Source organism: Rhodococcus sp. GXMU-t2271 (assembly GCF_041414735.1).
In the GTDB taxonomy this organism is placed as follows: domain Bacteria; phylum Actinomycetota; class Actinomycetes; order Mycobacteriales; family Mycobacteriaceae; genus Rhodococcus; species Rhodococcus indonesiensis.
The window spans coordinates 55,814-71,762 of record NZ_JAUIZP010000018.1 but is presented as its reverse complement, the minus strand read 5'-3'; the positions used below and the strand labels follow the sequence as shown (position 1 = coordinate 71,762).

The following is a 15,949-nucleotide window of genomic DNA, read 5'->3' as shown; positions in this document are numbered from 1 at the left end:
GCGATGCTGCCGGGTCTGGTGGGAGGATTTCGGGCCGGGGACCGAGCCGCGGCCGATCAGGGTTTCTCGGTCGCTCTTGATGGTTCCCGCCGAGGATAGGACGCACGGCCCCGGTTCCTGAACCGTTGCACTCACCGTGAACGAAAAGACTTGCGGCGGAGGAGACCGCGCCGCAGCCAACCGCACGAGAATCGGACGTCCACACCCGTCGCGACGGCTGTGGACGTCCGATTCGTGCACTGCCTCGAGCCGCTCGGCGCGGTTCAGCCCGTCCGCAACCGGATCAGCATCTTTTCGAAGGGGTGCGGCCCGATCTCCTCGGCCGGTCGGCCGGGATCGAACAGGGCGGTGTATCCCGCGGCCAGGTACAGCGCGACTGCCTCGGGTTGACGCCACCCGGTGGTCAGGTAGATGCGGGCGTACCCCCTCCGGGCCGCCTCGGCCTCGAGTTTCTCCAGCACGAGTCTGCCGAGTCCGCGCCGCCGGTGCTTTTTCGACGTCCAAATGCGCTTGAGCTCAGCGGTGGTCGCGTCGTAGCGCCGGAACGCGCCTCCGGCGACAGGTTCGCCGTCCTCGACGAGCACCAGCAACGTGCCGTCGGGTCCGGCGAACTCGTCGGCCGGGTGGGTGGTGAGGGTATGGATCTGCTCGTCGAGCGGACGTTCGTAGCGGGTGCTGTATTCGACGGCGAGTTCGGCGAGCAGCGGGGCGGCCAGCGGGTCGTCCTGCCGCACGGTGCAGACCTGGATGTGGCGGGCGGTGGTCATCGCGCGGTCACCGCCTCGCGGGTGCCGAACCGGAACGGCTCCGGTGCGACGGTCGTGCCCTCGACGAGACCTGCGATCAGCTCGCCGATCGCGGGGGCGAACTTGAAGCCGTGCCCGGAGAAGCCTGCGGCTACGACGACGGCGCCGATGCGGTCCACGACGAAATTGCTGTCGGGTGTGCTGGTGTACAGGCAGGTGTCGGCCACGGCGCTGCCCGGGTCGACGCCGGGCAGCCACCGGGCAGCGTAGGCGGCGAGCCGCGCGACGCCGGCGGGGTCGGCCCGGAAGGTTCTTGTCTCGGGCGTCACTTCGGGTCCGGTGCCGTGCTCGCCGATCTTGATGCCGTCCTCGGCGCCCAGCCCGTAGATGCCGGCTGTCGTGAGCAACGCGCCGGGGTGATGCACGAAGCTCGGCCAGTCGGGCCCTGTGACGGGAACGAAGTGTGCGGGCTGCTCCTGCGTGGTGCGCATCGCCGGGAGGAGGGGCGCCGGATCCGAAGCCCGGGTGAGCAACCGGTGCGACCACGCGCCGGCCGCCACGACGACGTGCCGGGCGCGCACCACCGCGTCCGGGGTGACCACGTCGACGCCGTTTCCGTGACTGTGCAGGCTTTCGACCACGGTCCCGTGCCGCACGTCGGCCCCGGCCTGCGCCGCGGCATCCTGGAACGCGGCGACCGCGCGGTCGGCGTGCAGCCGTCCCGCCTCGGGATGATGCACGACGGTTGTGTCGAACCGTATTCCGGGCCAACGACGTTCCGCGGCACGCGGCTCGAGGACCTCGTGCCGGACGCCGAGGGCGGCCAGCGACCGGGCACGTGCCTCGACGACGGCGGGCAGTCCGTGGTCGACCGCGCCGGTGAGGGTCAGTACCTCCGTGCCCGTGGTGTCCTGCAGGTGCCGCCAGAGCGGCAGGGCACGGCCGGCGAGGGCCGTGTAGAACTCGCCGTCGTAGGCTTGCCGGTAGATGCGGGAACTGCCGTGCGAGGCGCCGCGACGGTGACCCGGCTCGAACTGTTCGAGCAGGATCACCACCTTCCCGCGGGCGGCCAGGCGCCACGCCGCCGCCGACCCGATGACGCCGCCCCCGACGATCACGATGTCGGCCCGGAGCTCCACCTGACTCATTGCTGTCCCTCCCCTGGCTGTCGTCCGGCTACTGCTTCTTCGGCAGGCCCGGAGGATTGATCACCGAGGTCGCGACAGCCTCGTTCGCGATACCCCATCGGTCGAGCACCTGCTGGTAGGTGCCGTTCTCGATGACGTGGTTGAGTGCCGCGTTGATCGCCTCGATCAGGCCGTTGTCCTTCTTGGTCAGGACCGCGATCTCGCCCTGCAGGTCCGCACCCGCGCCGGAGAACGTGCCGGCGATCTCGGTCTCCCCGGCCTGGATGACGTGGAACGACGCGGACGGATTGGGCCCGAAGTAGGCGTCGATGCGGCCGGAGCCGAGCGCGAGGTAGTAGTCGGTGGCGTTCTGGAAGTAGAGGATTTCGGTGGGCTCGAGGCCCGCGGCGACGTTCTGCTCGTTCCACTCGACGAGGAGCGCCTCCTGGTTGGTGCCGGAGCTCACGCCGACTTTCAGACCCGCGACATCCTTCGGATCCTTCACCTCGATCCCGCTGTCCTTCTTCACCTCGAAGGCGAGGTTGTCGAGACGGTAGGTGGAGAAGTCGTACTTCTCCTTGCGTTCCTCCGTGACGGTGACATTGGAGATGAACACGTCCGCTTCACCGGAGTCGACGCGCACGAAGTTCTGTGCCCAGTCCGCGGCGGTGAGCTCGACGTCGAGGTCGAGAACGTCGCCGAGGAGATGTGCGAAGTCGGTCTCGGACCCGATGATGGTCTTGTCGTCGTCGGCATAGAACCGCAGCGGGGGTGCGGTGCCGGCGGACCCTGTGACGATGAGGGTGCCGCGGTCGCGGATGGGCTGCGGGACCTTGGCGGCGATTTCGGGTACGGAGTCGGTGGTGATGCGGTTCTGGTCGGCGGTGAGGTTGTAGCCGGAAGAGGTGGCCGCGTCGGGCTCGTCGGTGCCGCTGCCGGAGCTGCAGGCGGCGACCGACAGCAGGGCGACGGCGGTCAGGGCCGAGGCGACCAGCCTCGTGCGTCGGGTGAACGCGGACATCATTGCCTTTCGGGAGGACTTCAGAGGACTTTGGACAGGAAGGCGCGGGTGCGTTCCTGGGTGGGTCGGTCGAGAACCTGCGCGGGCGGCCCCTGTTCGACGACGACGCCGCCGTCCATGAACACGACGGTGTCGGCAACCTCACGCGCGAAGCCGATCTCGTGGGTGACGATCACGAGGGTCGCGCCGTCGCGGGCCAGGTCGCGGATCACCTCGAGCACCTCGCCGACCAGTTCGGGGTCGAGCGCGGAGGTCGGCTCGTCGAACAGGATCACGGCCGGGCGCAGCGCGAGTGCGCGGGCGATGGCGACGCGCTGCTGCTGCCCACCGGACAGCTGTTTGGGGTAGTCGTGGATCTTGTCGCCGACACCGACCCGGTCGAGCAGTTCCCGGGCGAGCGTCTCGACCTCGGTGCGGTCGCGGCGCTGCGCGGAGATCGGCGCCTCGACCACGTTCTCGAGCACGGTCAGGTGCGGGAAGAGGTTGAAGTTCTGGAACACGAATCCGATGCGTGACCGTTGACGGAGGATGTCCTTCTCGCGCAACTCGTGCAGCTTGTTGCCCCGGCGGCGGTAGCCGACGAGTTCGCCGTCGATACGGACCGTGCCGCGGTCGACCTTCTCGAGGTGGTTGAGGGTGCGCAGCAGGGTGGACTTGCCGGAGCCGGAGGGGCCGAGGATCACCGTGACCTCGCCCTTGCGGACTTTCAGGTCCACACCCCTCAGGACCTCGAGCGATCCGAACGACTTGTGCACGCCCCGGACGTCGACGGCATACGTGGTGGGGTCGACCGGCGTGGTCATCGGGTGGCTCCCCGGGGTGCGGCAATACCCGAGTCACGGATCTCGCGGAACTTGCCGACGGTCTTCTGCCAGGGGGTGAGCGGGAGGGCGCGGGACGAGCCGCGCGCGTAGTGCCGCTCCACGTAGTACTGGACGATCGACAATGCGGTGGTGAGCACGATGTACCAGACGGTGGCCACCATGAGCAGGGGCACGACCCGGCCGTTGCGGCCGAAGACGACCTGCACCTGGTAGAACAGCTCGGCGATCGCCATCGTGGAGACGATCGAGGTGCCCTTGAACAGGCTGATGACCTCGTTGGCGGCGTTGGGCAGAATCGATCGCATGGCCTGCGGCAGAATAATCTTGAAGAACTGCCGGCGACGAGGGATGCCCAGGGCCTGCGACGCTTCGATCTGGCCGTGGTCCACGGAGATGACGCCGGCGCGGATGATCTCCGCCGAGTAGGCGGCCTGATGCAGGGCCAGGCCGATCACCGCGGCGGTGAAGCCGGAGATCACGCCGGTGACCTCGAACTCGAAGAACGACGGTCCGAACGGGACACCCAGCGACAGCGTTCGGTACAGGTACGCGATATTGAACCAGAACAGCAGCTGCACGATGAGCGGGATGGATCGGAATGCCCAGATGTACACCCAGGAGATCACCTGCAGGACGGGATTCCTCGACAGCCTGCCGACGGCGAGCAGCACGCCGAGCCCGAATCCGAGAACCGTTCCCCACACGGTGAGTTCGATGGTCACCACCAGGGCCGAGAGCACGGACTGTGCGGTGAAGTACCGAGCGAACGTCGCCCAGTCCCAGCCCGGGTTGGTAGCCAGGCCGTGCACGAACTGCGCCACCAGGACGAGGGCGAGGGCGGCGACCAGCCAGCGCAGCGGGTGGCGGGCGGGGGCGACGATCAACCCTGCGTCGTCGGGCTCCGCGGTGCTCGCCGGCGCAGGACGGATCCCGGTCGGCGCGCTCACGCCGACCCACCGGGGAAAGCGTTCATCGGGTAGTACCTTTCACGGATCTCGGGTGAGTGATCGGCGTGCACACCGGGAGGGCGGGACGCGTGGACACCACTCTCGCCCGGCGGGGTCCTGCTCGTCACGGATTCCGATCCGGTTGATTCGAACCCGGCTCCGGGCCTGAGCAGTCCGCGGGGATACTGCACCCCTGAATGGCCGAATGTCACACGGGTTCGATCTACTCGAACCCGTGTGACATTCGGTCGTGTGCAGCAGCGGTGCGCGGGCGTGGGGCTAGCCGATCGGCACCCGCGTCGTCTCAGGCAGCGCCGGTTCCTCGGTCGCGCGTGCATAGACGGTCTCGCCGGGTGCGAGACCGAGAGCGCGTGCGTCACCGCGGGTGACCTGCGCGGTGAAGTCCTCACCGGTTGCGGCGTTGCGCAGCTCGACGCGGACCTCGAACCCGAGGTGCACGACCCGCTCCACCGTCGCGCGGGTGACACCCACGGACCCGGTGGCGCCCGCGTCCCGGGCCGAATCGAATTCGCGGCCGAGACGGATGTCGTGCGGCCGCACCAGCTTTCCGTTCAGCTTGGAGACATTGCCCAGGAACGACATCACGAAATCGTTCGCGGGCCGGTCGTACAGGTCCTGCGGGGTTCCGACCTGCTCGATGCGGCCCCGGTTCATCACGGCGATCCGGTCGGCGACGTCGAGCGCTTCCTCCTGATCATGGGTGACCAGCACGGTGGTCACGTGCACCTCGTCGTGCAAGCGCCGCAGCCACGTGCGCAGGTCGGCGCGCACCTTGGCGTCGAGTGCGCCGAACGGTTCGTCGAGCAGCAGCACCTTGGGATCGACGGCGAGGGCGCGGGCCAGGGCCATGCGCTGGCGCTGGCCGCCGGACAGCTGTGCCGGATAGCGTTGCTGGAACCCGTCGAGCCCGACGATGCCGAGCAGTTCGTCGACGCGACGGCTGATTTCGGTCTTGGGCCGCTTACGGATCTTCAATCCGAACGCGACGTTCTCGCGGACGGTCATGTGCTTGAACGCCGCGTAGTGCTGGAAGACGAAACCGATGTCCCGCTTCTGCGGGGTCACGCCGGTCACGTCGTCGCCGCCGATGCGCACGATGCCGTCATCGAGGGTTTCCAGTCCGGCGATGGACCGCAGCAGCGTCGACTTACCCGAGCCGGAGGGTCCGAGCAGCGCGGTGAGCGATCCGGACGGGATCTCGATGTCGACGTCGTCGAGGGCCGCGAAGTCGCCGTAGTTCTTTCGTGCGCCCGTGACGGTGATCATCTGGTACTCCTCTTGCGGTCGAGCAGGGTCATCAGCAGCAGCACGATCACGGCGATGGCCATGAGCAGGGTCGCGGCGCAGTAGGCGCCGAAGGTGTTGTGGTCGTCGATGTAGCGGGAGTGCACCAGCAACGTCAGGGTCTGGGACACACCGGGGAAGCCGGACGAGACCATGATGACGGCCCCGAACTCGCCGAGCGCGCGGGCGACAGTGAGGACCACGCCGTACGTCAGGCCCCACCGGATCGAGGGCAGGGTGATGCGCCGGAACGTCTGCCAGCCGTTCGCGCCGAGTGTCGCAGCGGCCTGCTCCTGTTCCTGGCCGATCTCGTGGAGCACCGGTTCGACCTCGCGCACGACGAACGGCAAGGTGACGAAGATCGTCGCGATCACCATGCCGGGTAGCCCGAATATTACCTTGAATCCGAGGGATTCGACACCTCCGAACCACCCGCCGGCACCCCACAGCATGATCAGGGCGACACCGACGACGATCGGTGAGACGGCGAACGGCAGGTCCACCACGGCTTGCAGCAGCCCGCGACCGCGGAATCGGCCGCGTACGAGTGCAAGTGCGACGACGACACCGAACACGACGTTGACGGGCACCACGATGGCGACGATCAGCAGCGACAGGTTCAACGCCGAGATCGCCGCGGGCGTGCTGATCGACTGGAGGAACGCACCCACGCCGTTCTCGAATGTGCGGTAGAGGATCACCCCGATCGGAACGAGCAACAGGACCAACAGGTAGCCGAGTGCGATTGTCCGCAGCGAGATTCGCGTCCACGGGGAGACCTTCATCGGTCCTCATCCTCCCGGCGCAGGCGGCGTCCGGCTGCCAGGCGCAGCACGAACAGCACGACGAAGGCGATGAGCAGCAGTGCCACGGACACCGCGGCAGCGTTCACCGGGCGGTCGATCTCGATCTGCTGCTGGATGTACTGCGACGCCACCTGGGTCTCGTACGGGATGTTGCCGCCGATGAGCACGATCGATCCGTATTCGCCGAGGGCGCGGGCGAACGCGAGCCCGGCACCGCTGACGACAGCCGGGGTCAGCGCGGGCAGTACCACGGACCGGAAGACGGTCAGGTTGTTCGCGCCGAGGGACGCCGCGGCCTCTTCCACCTCCCGGTCCGCTTCGAGGAGCACCGGCTGCACCGAACGCACCACGAACGGCAGCGTCACGAATGCCAGCGCGACGACGAGCCCCGGCTGGGAGGCGTTGAGATGGATACCGATCGGGCTCTCCGGCCCGTACAGCGCCAGCAGCACGATGCTCGCCACGATGGTGGGCAGCGCGAAGGGCAGGTCGATCAGGGCATTGACGAACTTCTTTCCCGGGAACTCGTCGCGCACCAGTACCCACGCGATGAGGGTGCCCATGACCACGTTGACGACCGCGACGATCGCGGAGACGACCACGGTGATCCGCAGCGTCGCCAGCGCGGCCGGGGCGGTGACTGCGTTCCAGAAGCCACTCAGCCCGTCGGCGAACGCCTCCGCGGTCAGCGCCGCGAGCGGCAACAGAACGATGACGGACAGCCACAGCACGGACACTCCGATGCCGAGCGGTCCGACCGTACCGGTGGCTGCGCGCAGCGGAGTGCGGCGGCGCGCCGCCGGGGCGGGAGCCGGACTCGGTCCCACCCCGGTGACGCTGTCGGTGATACTCACTGTCCGGGCTCTACTTCGTGGCGTTGTCGTAGATCACGGCGATCGAGCCGGTCTCGGCCTTGAACAACTGCTCGTCGACAGCCTTCCAGCCGCCCAGGTCCGCGATCGTCCACAGCTTCGCCGGCTGCGGGAAGTCGGCCGCGAACTCCTCCGCCACCGCAGGGTCGACGGGCCGGAAGCCCGCCTCCGCCCACAGACGCTGCGCCTGCGGGGTGTAGAGGAAGTCCGCGAACGCCCGTGCCTTCTCGGCGTTCTTCGAATTCGTGAGCACCGCAGCCGGATTCTCGATCTTGAAGGTCGTGGGCGGGGTGACGTGCTCGACCGGGTCGCCGTTGCGCTCGATGAACAGCGCCTCGTTCTCGTAGCTGAGCAGCACGTCGCCGGAGCCCTGCAGGAACGCCTCGGTGGCCTCGCGACCGGACTTGGGCTGGATCTTGACGTGCTCGTTCACGAGTGTGGTGACGTAGTCCAGACCCGCCTGCGGGTTCGCGCCGCCGTCGCTCTTCGCCGCGTAGGGGGCGAGCAGGTTCCACTTGGCCGAGCCGGAACTGAACGAGTTGGGCGTGACGACCTCGAGGCCGGGCTGCAGCAGGTCGTCCCAGTCGGTGATGTTCTTGGGGTTGCCCTCGCGCACCACGATCGTCACCACCGAACCGAAGGGAATTCCGTTGTACGGACCGGAGTTCCAATCGGCCTCGACGAGCCCGGCGTCGACGAGACGGGTGATGTCCGGCTCGACGGAGAAGTTGACGAAGTCCGCCTCGGCGCCGTCCTTGACCTTCCGGGACTGATCGCCGGAGGCGCCGTAGGACTGCTGGAACTCGACGTCCGCACCCTCCTCGGTGGCCTGGAAGGCGGGGATCAGCTTGTCGAATCCGGGCTTCGGCACGGCGTACGCGTACAGGTTGATCGTGCCGCCGGAGCCGTCGCCGCTGCTCTCACCTCCGCCCACGGTGTCGCTGGATCCGCCGGAGCACGCGGTCAGCACGGTCGCGCCGAGGGCGGCGAGGGCGGTGACGAACAGACCCGAACGTCTCTTCATGAGGTGATGCCTTTCCTGCAGGAGTGTCTCTGTGCGAGACCGGGGGAGGACCCGGACACACCGGTTCGAGGAGACGCACCGCAGGACGGACGAAGGTGGTGGAGACGTGGACCCGAACGAGTCGGGCCGACGAATGTCACGCCGGACGGGGCGACGCGACTCCTCGGCAACCGGGGGGCGGCAACGATGCCGCAAGGGTTGGTGACGGGAGTCAGCGACGACAGTCGACGTCGGCGACCGCGCGCACGCCGACAGCGATCAGCGCCAGTTCATGGCGGACGCGAGGCACGGCGGTAGCGGACACGCGGCAGACTCTAGCAGAGACGCTCGGCCTGTCCGACTGTGTCGTCCGGAAGCGCGCGCAGTCCGATGACGCGACCGCTGCTCCCGCCGCCCACCGCGTCCACGGCCTCGCCGAGGAGGAGGCAGCCGGCGAACACGACACCGCCGACGGTGAGCACGGTGGCGTACATCTTGTCGATCACGATCTGCCTCCCGGCGGGTTCGGTGGGGTCGCGAGTGGTCGTGCTCCAGCGTGAAGTGGGGTCGGCGCTCCGAACTGTCCGGATTCTGGACAGTGCCGGTGTCAGGGCGTCGTCCGCGCCCCCGGGGAGCCCTCGCCGCCCTCGGCCGCGGCGACCCCGAGCATCAGCCGCGTGATCTCCTCCCGGTCCGCCGCGCCGGGCAGACCCCAGCCGGGCTGGTAGCCGTACATTTCCGCGAGGGTGATCGCGCGCCGGTTGCCGTCCGCCACCTCGACGTCGGTCGGGGTGATCAGACCGGGATGCGCGACGCCGCACGCCTCGGCCAGCTTGAACACGTCCCGGCGCAGCGCCCGGATGTAGTTTGCGGCGCGCACCGACTTCAAGTCGACGTCGAGACCCCGTTCGAGCCAAGGGTTCTGGGTGGCGACGCCCGTCGGGCACCGGTCGGTGTGGCACTTCTGGGCCTGGATGCAGCCGATCGCGAGCATCGGCTCCCGCGCAACGTTGACCATGTCGCAGCCCAGGGCCATCGCCACCACCGCATTGTCGGGCAGTCCGAGCTTGCCGGCACCGATGAACGTCACGTCGTCGCTGAGACCGGCCTCCGCGAACAGCTTGTAGACCCGGGCGAAGCCGCTGCGGAAGGGCAGCGAGACCGCGTCGGTGAACACGAGCGGCGCCGCACCCGTGCCGCCCTCGCCGCCGTCGATCGTCACGAAGTCGACACCGCGGTCCGAGTTGCACATCGCGTCGACGAGGTTCTGCCAGAACGCCATGTCGCCGACCGCCGACTTGATGCCGACCGGCAGCCCGGTCTCGTGAGCGAGCAGCTCGATCCAGTCGAGCATGCTGTCGACGTCGTGGAACGTGGCGTGCCGCGACGGGCTGACACAGTCGCGGCCCTCGGGGATACCGCGGATCTCGGCGATCTCGGGCGTCACTTTCGCTCCGGGCAGCAGGCCGCCGAGGCCCGGCTTGGCGCCCTGGCTCAGTTTGATCTCGATCGCCCGCACCGGCGCCGATTCGACGACGGCCTTCAACCGGGCCAGGTCGAACCGGCCCTCCTCGTCGCGGCAACCGAAGTAGGCGGTGCCGATCTGGAAGATCAGATCCGCGCCGTTGCGGTGGTAGCGCGACAGTCCGCCCTCACCGGTGTTGTGCAGGCACCCGCTGGCGGCGGCACCGCGGTTGAGGGCCGTGACGGCGGCTCCGCTCAGCGATCCGAAGCTCATCGCCGAGACGTTGACGATCGACTGCGGCCGGAACGCCTTCGCCCGCCCGCGGGGTCCGCCGAGGATCTTCGCCGACGGGATCTGCAGCTCCTCCCCGGCATGCGGGGCCGCCGACGGCGGGGTCTCGGAGAACGTGCGGTGCTTGATGATCGTGTAACCGTCGGTGTATTCGACGTCGTTGTCGGTGCCGAAACCGAAGGTGTTGTTCAGGAGCTTCGACGACGTGTACACCCAGCGGCGCTGATCGCGCGTGAAGGGACGCTCCTCGTCGTTCCCGGTGGTGATGTACTGCCGCAACTCGGGACCGACCGCTTCGAGCAGGTAGCGGCCGTGCCCGACGACGGGGAAGTTGCGCAGCAGCGCGTGACGTCGCTGCAGCAGGTCGTACGAGGCGACCGCGGCCATCGCCGCGGCGGGGAGTCCGAGGGCTTTCGACCACTTCATGAGGCCACCGTACGACGCTGCCGCGAGGCCTGCCGACCTTCGGGAATCCGGCTTCGCGGGCATAGCGACGAGTGCCCGGCAGGCGCGCATTGGGGCACCCTCGGATCGGACGCGCAAGACCTCCCCGGACCCCGAATATCTGTCCTGAGACCCGTTCAGCCGCGGGTGCGGGGGGCGGCGGTGCGCGAGTGACCGGCGCGGAACGCCGCCGGTGACGCCCCGTAGCGCCGGGTGAACGCCTGCCGCAGCGTCTCGGTGGTGCCGAATCCGCAGCGCGCCGCGATCGCCGTGACGGGCAGCGACGTGGTGGTGAGCAGGACCGCGGCGGCCTCGAGCCGGACCCGGCGGACGTAGCGGCCCGGGGTGTCGTGCACGTGGTGCAGGAACACCCGGGTGAGATGCCGTTCGCTCATCCCGGCCCGCGCGGCGAGGGCCGCGGCCGACAGATCGCCGCCGAGATGGGTGGTGATGTGGTCGACGAGGCGCCGCATGCCGCGGTCCTCCGGTTCGGGCACCGTGGTGAACAGGCTCATCTGGGCCTGGTTGCCCGGCCGCTGCAGGTAGGTGACGAGGGCGCGGGAGACGTGGCGGGCGAGGTCGGGGCCGTGGTCCTCCTCGACGAACGCGAGGGTGAGGTCCAGGGCGCTGGTCACCCCGGCGGCGGTCGCGACGTGGCCGTCGCGCACGAAGATCGGTGTCGGATCCACCTGCACCTGCGGGTAGCGCGCGGCGAGGTGGGCGGCGAACGCCCAGTGGGTGGTGGCGCGGCGGCCGTCCAGCAGGCCGGTGGCCGCGAGGACGGAGGCGCCCGTGCACACGGACGCCACCCGGCGGCTGTCCCGCGCCAGGCGGCGCACGTGGCCGACGAACCGGGCGTCGTCGGCCACGTCGACGTGCCCGAAGCCGCCGGAGATCACGAGGGTGTCGAGTGCTCCGACGAGCCGTTCGAGCCGTCGTTGCCCGGCCACCACCAGCCCGGTGTCGCAGGTGATCGCGGCCCCGCCGGGGGTGGCCAGCTCGACCCGGTACGGCGGGGCGGCACCGAACCGGTTCGCCGCCGCGAACGTCGTCGTCACGCAGGCGATGTCGAGCAGTTCCGCCCCGTCGTAGCCGACGACCACCACGAGTCGTTCGTCCACACCGTCGACCGTAACCCCGGCCCGGGCCGACCGCGGCGTGTCCGGCGGACAGGGATCCCAAATTTCCGGACGTGTCCGACGTCGGGCCTCGCCCGGCCGGGTGCGGCCGCCGATCGTGGAGGCATCCGCCCCCACTGCTCCCGGGAGACCTCATGGATACGACGACGGTCGTGGACTCGGCCAACCTCGCCTCGCGGCCTTCAGCTGGTCCGGCCCTGCTCCTGCAGCGCTGGCCGACGATCGCGGCGCTGGCGTTCGCGCTGTTCGGCACGCCCGCCGAAGCGAGCGTCGACGTGCTCACCGAGATGATGATGCTGCTGCCGTTCCTGTATCTCGTGACGGCCGTGCTGGGCCGTCCGCGTGCGGTGTGGGTGGTGTTCCCGGTCTCGTACGCGGCGTGGTTCGTGCTGCGGGCGCTGGATGTCGTGCCGTCGACGGTGCTGATCGGCGCCGCGGCAGCGGTCGTGGTCGTCGTGGGTGCGGTGCGCGGACGGCTGCGCGATCGCCGGTTCCTCGTCCAGGTGGCCGGCATGGCCGCGTTCGGGGTGCTCGGCCTGGTGGCGCTCGCGGTCGATCCGGATCTCGCCCGGTACCTCGTCGCGGCGGGATGGTTCCTGCACGGCGTGTGGGATCTCGTCCACCATCGGTTGCGCAGCACGGTGGACCGGTCGTTCGCCGAGTTCTGTGCCGTCCTCGATTTCGCGGTTGCCGTCGCGCTGGTCCTCGTGTGAGCCACCGGCTGTGAGGTCACTGTGCAACTGCTCCACCCTCGTCGCGATCGACGTCAGCCTGCGGCGGCGCAAACGAGATCCACAGCCGAACTCACCGAGCCGTAGATCCAGCTCGATCACCGTCGGTCGACCGTGGACGGGCGCCCGCCCTGGAACGGGATTGCCGCCTGCAAGTTCGAGCGGCACTCGTTTCGCTGGGTCCGCAGAAGACTGCGTGCCGGAGTCGTATGCCTCCGTCGGCAGCTGATTCACCGGCCAGGTCGTGGTAGGCGCCGCGGTGCTCTCGGTGGCGACTGTGGTCACGCCGGCTGAGCCCACCCGGCGGGTCGGTGTTCTGAAACTGGCGCTGGGAGTCGTGTCGGTCCATCCGGCCGCCCCGAAGTGGTGTGCCCGGCCGCAGCCCGGGAAGAAGTCCGCCTTGCTGGGTGGATGACGGCCGCACAGCCCAAGATCGTTCGACGAGCTCGAGCGCGGGAGTTGTACTTGCGATCGCGAATCCGAAGATTCTCGCTCTGGTCGAAACCGGCGAAATGGCGATCGCGGACGCGATTGCGCGCGTGCCCAACAGGTGGAGGCGATGATCGTTCTCGCGATCGTGGCGGGTCTGGGCGTGCCTGCCCGGTCTCGGTTTGCGGCGTGCTCGCCGATTGTGCCGGGCGGGCGCTCGCGGTCGCCGACGAACGGATGGCGTGCCCCCGTGCAGCGATCATGGCGCACAATCATCCCTCAAACCTGTTGTTGAACTATGGAGTCCGGCCATGACGGTACCTGAGCGGTAGGCCGATCGAAGTCACTGGCTTGTTCGTGTCACAGGGACGCTCCCACCCGGGAAAAGCAGCGTGTCCCCGGGGCATGGCGTCGAGCAACTCGTCGCGGTGATTCGCCCCGCATTGCTCGGCTCCAGGGGCTGACCGTTGCCCAGCGTCGGCGACTGTTAGAGCATGCAGTGTCTGGAGCGTCGGTAGAGCGCTCCGGGATCCGGAATGCACCGTGCCGCGACGATCGGAACGAAGGATGTCGGATGTCCTCCCGACGAGCGGTGCCCTCCGGCAACGACGACCGTCCTCTTCGGCACATCTCGCACGCCGGGCGCCGACAAGGACGCCACTTCCTGTCCGATGACGGTGATCACGTCCGATCTCGACCATGATTCAAACCTCTTCGGAGCATCTCAGCGTGAACACGGTTCGTAACGTACAAACGATCGTTTGTTGATCGTAATGTAGACCATGGCGAGCCTCGGTACAAGAGGGCCTCGGGTGGAAACCGATGTGTGCCGACCGAAAGTGGCGCAGGAATCTTTCTCGCGCAATGTTATCGAGTAACTCTCTGTCCGGATATGGCTGATACGAAATGCTCCGGCGGCAGCGCCACTGGGGATGCAATCCCGTCGGGATTGCGGCCACGGATCCACCCACCGATTGGTGTGAGGGTTGACACAGCCGAGACGGACGCCTAATACTTACAAGCGTACGTACGTTTTATTCCGTAAGGGACTGCGAGTAGGGCGCGCAGCTCGGCATTCCTGACAAGGAACCCATCGAGACGGCCTCACCAGTGGTCGGGAAAGACAACGGCACAAGGAGCTTTCGGTTCCTGAATCCGTCTCGTCCCACCAACGCCACACGAAGTCCTGTAGCTCGTTGACAGGCATCGACACGGCGAACGCCGGGTCCCGCTGTCCTGCAGACCGTGGGCCGCTGTACGGCCCTCATGTCGAGGATCAGTCAACTGACGCCTGCAAGACCCTATCTGTCACAAAGGAGTTGTCACGCATGTTGTTCGACACCATCAAGCTGGGCTCGATCGAGCTGCAGAACCGGGTTGTCATGGCGCCGATGACGCGCGTACGCGCATCCGAGACCGGACTGCCGTCGCCAAGCGCCGCACGCTACTACGCGCAGCGTGCATCCGCGGGGTTGATTGTCAGCGAGGGCATCTCGCCGTCCAAGCAGGGACAGTCCGAGCCCAACATCCCCGGACTCTATAACGACGCACAGGAGACCGCCTGGCGCCCGATCACCCAGGCGGTCCGCGATGCAGGCGGACGGATCTTCGCACAGCTCATGCACGGTGGCCGGGTCGGCCATCCCGAGATCAACGGAATGCAGCCGCTGGGTGCGTCACCGATTGCAGCGCGGGGCACGATCTTCAATTCGGGCGGCCGACTCGCGTTCGTGACGCCGATCGAGATGACCGTCCAGCAGATCCAGGAGCAGGTCCAGGTCTTCGTCGATGCGGCCGAGCGAGCTGTCGCCGCGGGCTTCGACGGTGTGGAGATCCACGGCGCCAATGGCTACTTGATCCAGCAATTCCTCTCGGACAACAGCAACCAGCGCACCGACCGGTACGGTGGCTCGCACGAGAACCGAGCCCGGTTCGCAGTCGAGGTCGCGACAGCGGTCAGCGAAGCGATCGGCGCCGGCCGGGTCGGCATCCGGTTCTCGCCCGGCGGGAAGTTCCACGACATGAACGAGAGCGATCCTGCCGGCCTGTACACGACTCTGGTCGAAGCCCTCAACCCTCTCGGACTGGCGTACCTGCATATCCTCGAGACGGCGTCTGATGAGCTCAACGACAAGCTACGGGAGCTGTGGACCGGCCCCCTGATCGTCAATCCCGCTCAGGTCGGTAGCTCGACGTTCGTCGACAAGGCGGACGCAGATCGATGGCTCGCACGCGGCGCCGATCTGATCGCTTTCGGCCGCTACTTCATCTCCAACCCCGACCTCGTGCGTCGCCTCCGCGACAACCTCGAGCTCGCCGAGCCTGATCTCGACACCTTCTACTCGGGCGGAGACAAGGGCTACATCGACTATCCGGAGTGGTCGCCGACAGCCGTCGGGTAGCCGGAAGAACCAGGATGGTGGCCGGTCCGGATCGATTCGGACCGGCCACCATGTCGTTTCAGGGGCAGTCTGTGGCTGCAGCGCCCATGTGACTTTCTCGACGAGTCCGACCCTCTCGACTCGCTGCCAGGATATGTACGTTGCGGTAGCGGCGAATGGGCCCCGCCCCGGTCGGCACGAGGCCGGCGTACACGACTTCGGGCGCGGATACAGCGCCGGTCGCGTTGTCGGCCACCCTCCCGCAACCGATGGACACGGCCGGGCGGCAGGTGCCGAGGAGTCGTGAAACCTCGACGGTTCTGCACACCGACCGGTGCGCCGGTCATCGCTATTGGGAGTCCGTAGTGGCAAACGGATGGCAGGGTCTGCCACCGAGGGCTGGGGGACCTGCGGCGAG

Annotated in this window: 15 protein-coding genes; 2 read left to right on the top strand and 13 right to left on the bottom strand. The window is 68.1% G+C overall.

What is annotated here, in order from left to right; translation table 11 throughout:
- Nucleotides 1-263 precede the first annotated feature (263 nt).
- From QYS60_RS06680 to QYS60_RS06620, 13 genes are all read right to left on the bottom strand, one after another.
- The gene (locus QYS60_RS06680) at nucleotides 264-767 is read right to left on the bottom strand and encodes a GNAT family N-acetyltransferase (protein WP_371382722.1); all 504 of its coding nucleotides are present in this window, start codon (nucleotides 765-767) and stop codon (nucleotides 264-266) included.
- On the bottom strand, nucleotides 764-1,894 hold the full coding sequence (locus tag QYS60_RS06675) for an FAD-dependent oxidoreductase (RefSeq protein WP_140189046.1): 1,131 nt from the start codon (nucleotides 1,892-1,894) through the stop codon (nucleotides 764-766). The genes QYS60_RS06680 and QYS60_RS06675 overlap by 4 nt, the downstream gene beginning before the upstream one ends.
- Before the next feature lie 28 nt (nucleotides 1,895-1,922).
- A complete protein-coding gene (locus QYS60_RS06670; protein WP_119700192.1) occupies nucleotides 1,923-2,897 on the bottom strand; it encodes an ABC transporter substrate-binding protein in 975 nt (324 codons plus the stop codon).
- Nucleotides 2,898-2,914: 17 nt separating this feature from the next.
- A complete protein-coding gene (locus QYS60_RS06665; protein WP_059174738.1) occupies nucleotides 2,915-3,697 on the bottom strand; it encodes an amino acid ABC transporter ATP-binding protein in 783 nt (260 codons plus the stop codon).
- Nucleotides 3,694-4,665, bottom strand: coding sequence for an amino acid ABC transporter permease (locus tag QYS60_RS06660; RefSeq protein ID WP_119700191.1), 972 nt, complete (start codon nucleotides 4,663-4,665; stop codon nucleotides 3,694-3,696). The genes QYS60_RS06665 and QYS60_RS06660 overlap by 4 nt, the downstream gene beginning before the upstream one ends.
- A 279-nt stretch (nucleotides 4,666-4,944) precedes the next feature.
- Nucleotides 4,945-5,952 (bottom strand): sulfate/molybdate ABC transporter ATP-binding protein, encoded by a 1,008-nt coding sequence (locus QYS60_RS06655; protein ID WP_140189043.1) that lies wholly within the window; start codon nucleotides 5,950-5,952, stop codon nucleotides 4,945-4,947.
- Nucleotides 5,949-6,755, bottom strand: a complete 807-nt coding sequence (cysW, locus tag QYS60_RS06650) for a sulfate ABC transporter permease subunit CysW (RefSeq protein ID WP_010594194.1) — start codon at nucleotides 6,753-6,755, stop codon at nucleotides 5,949-5,951. The genes QYS60_RS06655 and cysW overlap by 4 nt, the downstream gene beginning before the upstream one ends.
- Nucleotides 6,752-7,603 (bottom strand): sulfate ABC transporter permease subunit CysT, encoded by an 852-nt coding sequence (gene cysT / locus QYS60_RS06645; RefSeq protein WP_371382798.1) that lies wholly within the window; start codon nucleotides 7,601-7,603, stop codon nucleotides 6,752-6,754. Before cysT ends, cysW begins: the two co-directional genes overlap by 4 nt.
- 37 nt (nucleotides 7,604-7,640) lie before the next feature.
- Nucleotides 7,641-8,672, bottom strand: a complete 1,032-nt coding sequence (locus tag QYS60_RS06640) for a sulfate ABC transporter substrate-binding protein (RefSeq protein WP_371382721.1) — start codon at nucleotides 8,670-8,672, stop codon at nucleotides 7,641-7,643.
- A gap of 211 nt (nucleotides 8,673-8,883) precedes the next feature.
- Entirely contained in the window at nucleotides 8,884-8,976 is a 93-nt protein-coding gene (locus QYS60_RS06635; RefSeq protein ID WP_312026504.1) for an Ms4533A family Cys-rich leader peptide, read from the bottom strand.
- A 10-nt stretch (nucleotides 8,977-8,986) separates the two neighbouring features.
- A complete protein-coding gene (locus QYS60_RS06630) occupies nucleotides 8,987-9,157 on the bottom strand; it encodes a hypothetical protein (protein ID WP_371382720.1) in 171 nt (56 codons plus the stop codon).
- A 101-nt stretch (nucleotides 9,158-9,258) separates the two neighbouring features.
- Nucleotides 9,259-10,833, bottom strand: a complete 1,575-nt coding sequence (locus tag QYS60_RS06625; RefSeq protein WP_371382719.1) for an FMN-binding glutamate synthase family protein — start codon at nucleotides 10,831-10,833, stop codon at nucleotides 9,259-9,261.
- Between the two features lie 155 nt (nucleotides 10,834-10,988).
- Nucleotides 10,989-11,972: a GlxA family transcriptional regulator gene (locus tag QYS60_RS06620; protein WP_371382718.1), complete on the bottom strand. Its 984-nt coding sequence runs from the start codon at nucleotides 11,970-11,972 to the stop codon at nucleotides 10,989-10,991.
- Between the two features lie 152 nt (nucleotides 11,973-12,124).
- Here QYS60_RS06620 and QYS60_RS06615 point away from each other — a divergent pair, with 152 nt between their 5' ends.
- Together QYS60_RS06615 and QYS60_RS06610 are read left to right on the top strand one after the other, a co-directional pair.
- Nucleotides 12,125-12,703, top strand: a complete 579-nt coding sequence (locus QYS60_RS06615) for a hypothetical protein (protein WP_371382717.1) — start codon at nucleotides 12,125-12,127, stop codon at nucleotides 12,701-12,703.
- Between the two features lie 1,775 nt (nucleotides 12,704-14,478).
- A complete protein-coding gene (locus tag QYS60_RS06610) occupies nucleotides 14,479-15,552 on the top strand; it encodes an alkene reductase (protein WP_371382797.1) in 1,074 nt (357 codons plus the stop codon).
- The last annotated feature ends 397 nt before the right edge of the window (nucleotides 15,553-15,949 follow it).

What these genes read in the sequence shown, in the direction of transcription:
- QYS60_RS06680 (WP_371382722.1), bottom strand. Translation starts at nt 767, where the DNA reads ATGACCACCGCCCGCCACATCCAGGTCTGCACCGTGCGGCAGGACGAC.
- QYS60_RS06675 (WP_140189046.1), bottom strand. Translation starts at nt 1,894, where the DNA reads ATGAGTCAGGTGGAGCTCCGGGCCGACATCGTGATCGTCGGGGGCGGC.
- QYS60_RS06670 (WP_119700192.1), bottom strand. Translation starts at nt 2,897, where the DNA reads ATGATGTCCGCGTTCACCCGACGCACGAGGCTGGTCGCCTCGGCCCTG.
- QYS60_RS06665 (WP_059174738.1), bottom strand. Translation starts at nt 3,697, where the DNA reads ATGACCACGCCGGTCGACCCCACCACGTATGCCGTCGACGTCCGGGGC.
- QYS60_RS06655 (WP_140189043.1), bottom strand. Translation starts at nt 5,952, where the DNA reads ATGATCACCGTCACGGGCGCACGAAAGAACTACGGCGACTTCGCGGCC.
- cysW (WP_010594194.1), bottom strand. Translation starts at nt 6,755, where the DNA reads ATGAAGGTCTCCCCGTGGACGCGAATCTCGCTGCGGACAATCGCACTC.
- QYS60_RS06640 (WP_371382721.1), bottom strand. Translation starts at nt 8,672, where the DNA reads ATGAAGAGACGTTCGGGTCTGTTCGTCACCGCCCTCGCCGCCCTCGGC.
- QYS60_RS06625 (WP_371382719.1), bottom strand. Translation starts at nt 10,833, where the DNA reads ATGAAGTGGTCGAAAGCCCTCGGACTCCCCGCCGCGGCGATGGCCGCG.
- QYS60_RS06615 (WP_371382717.1), top strand. Translation starts at nt 12,125, where the DNA reads ATGGATACGACGACGGTCGTGGACTCGGCCAACCTCGCCTCGCGGCCT.
- QYS60_RS06610 (WP_371382797.1), top strand. Translation starts at nt 14,479, where the DNA reads ATGTTGTTCGACACCATCAAGCTGGGCTCGATCGAGCTGCAGAACCGG.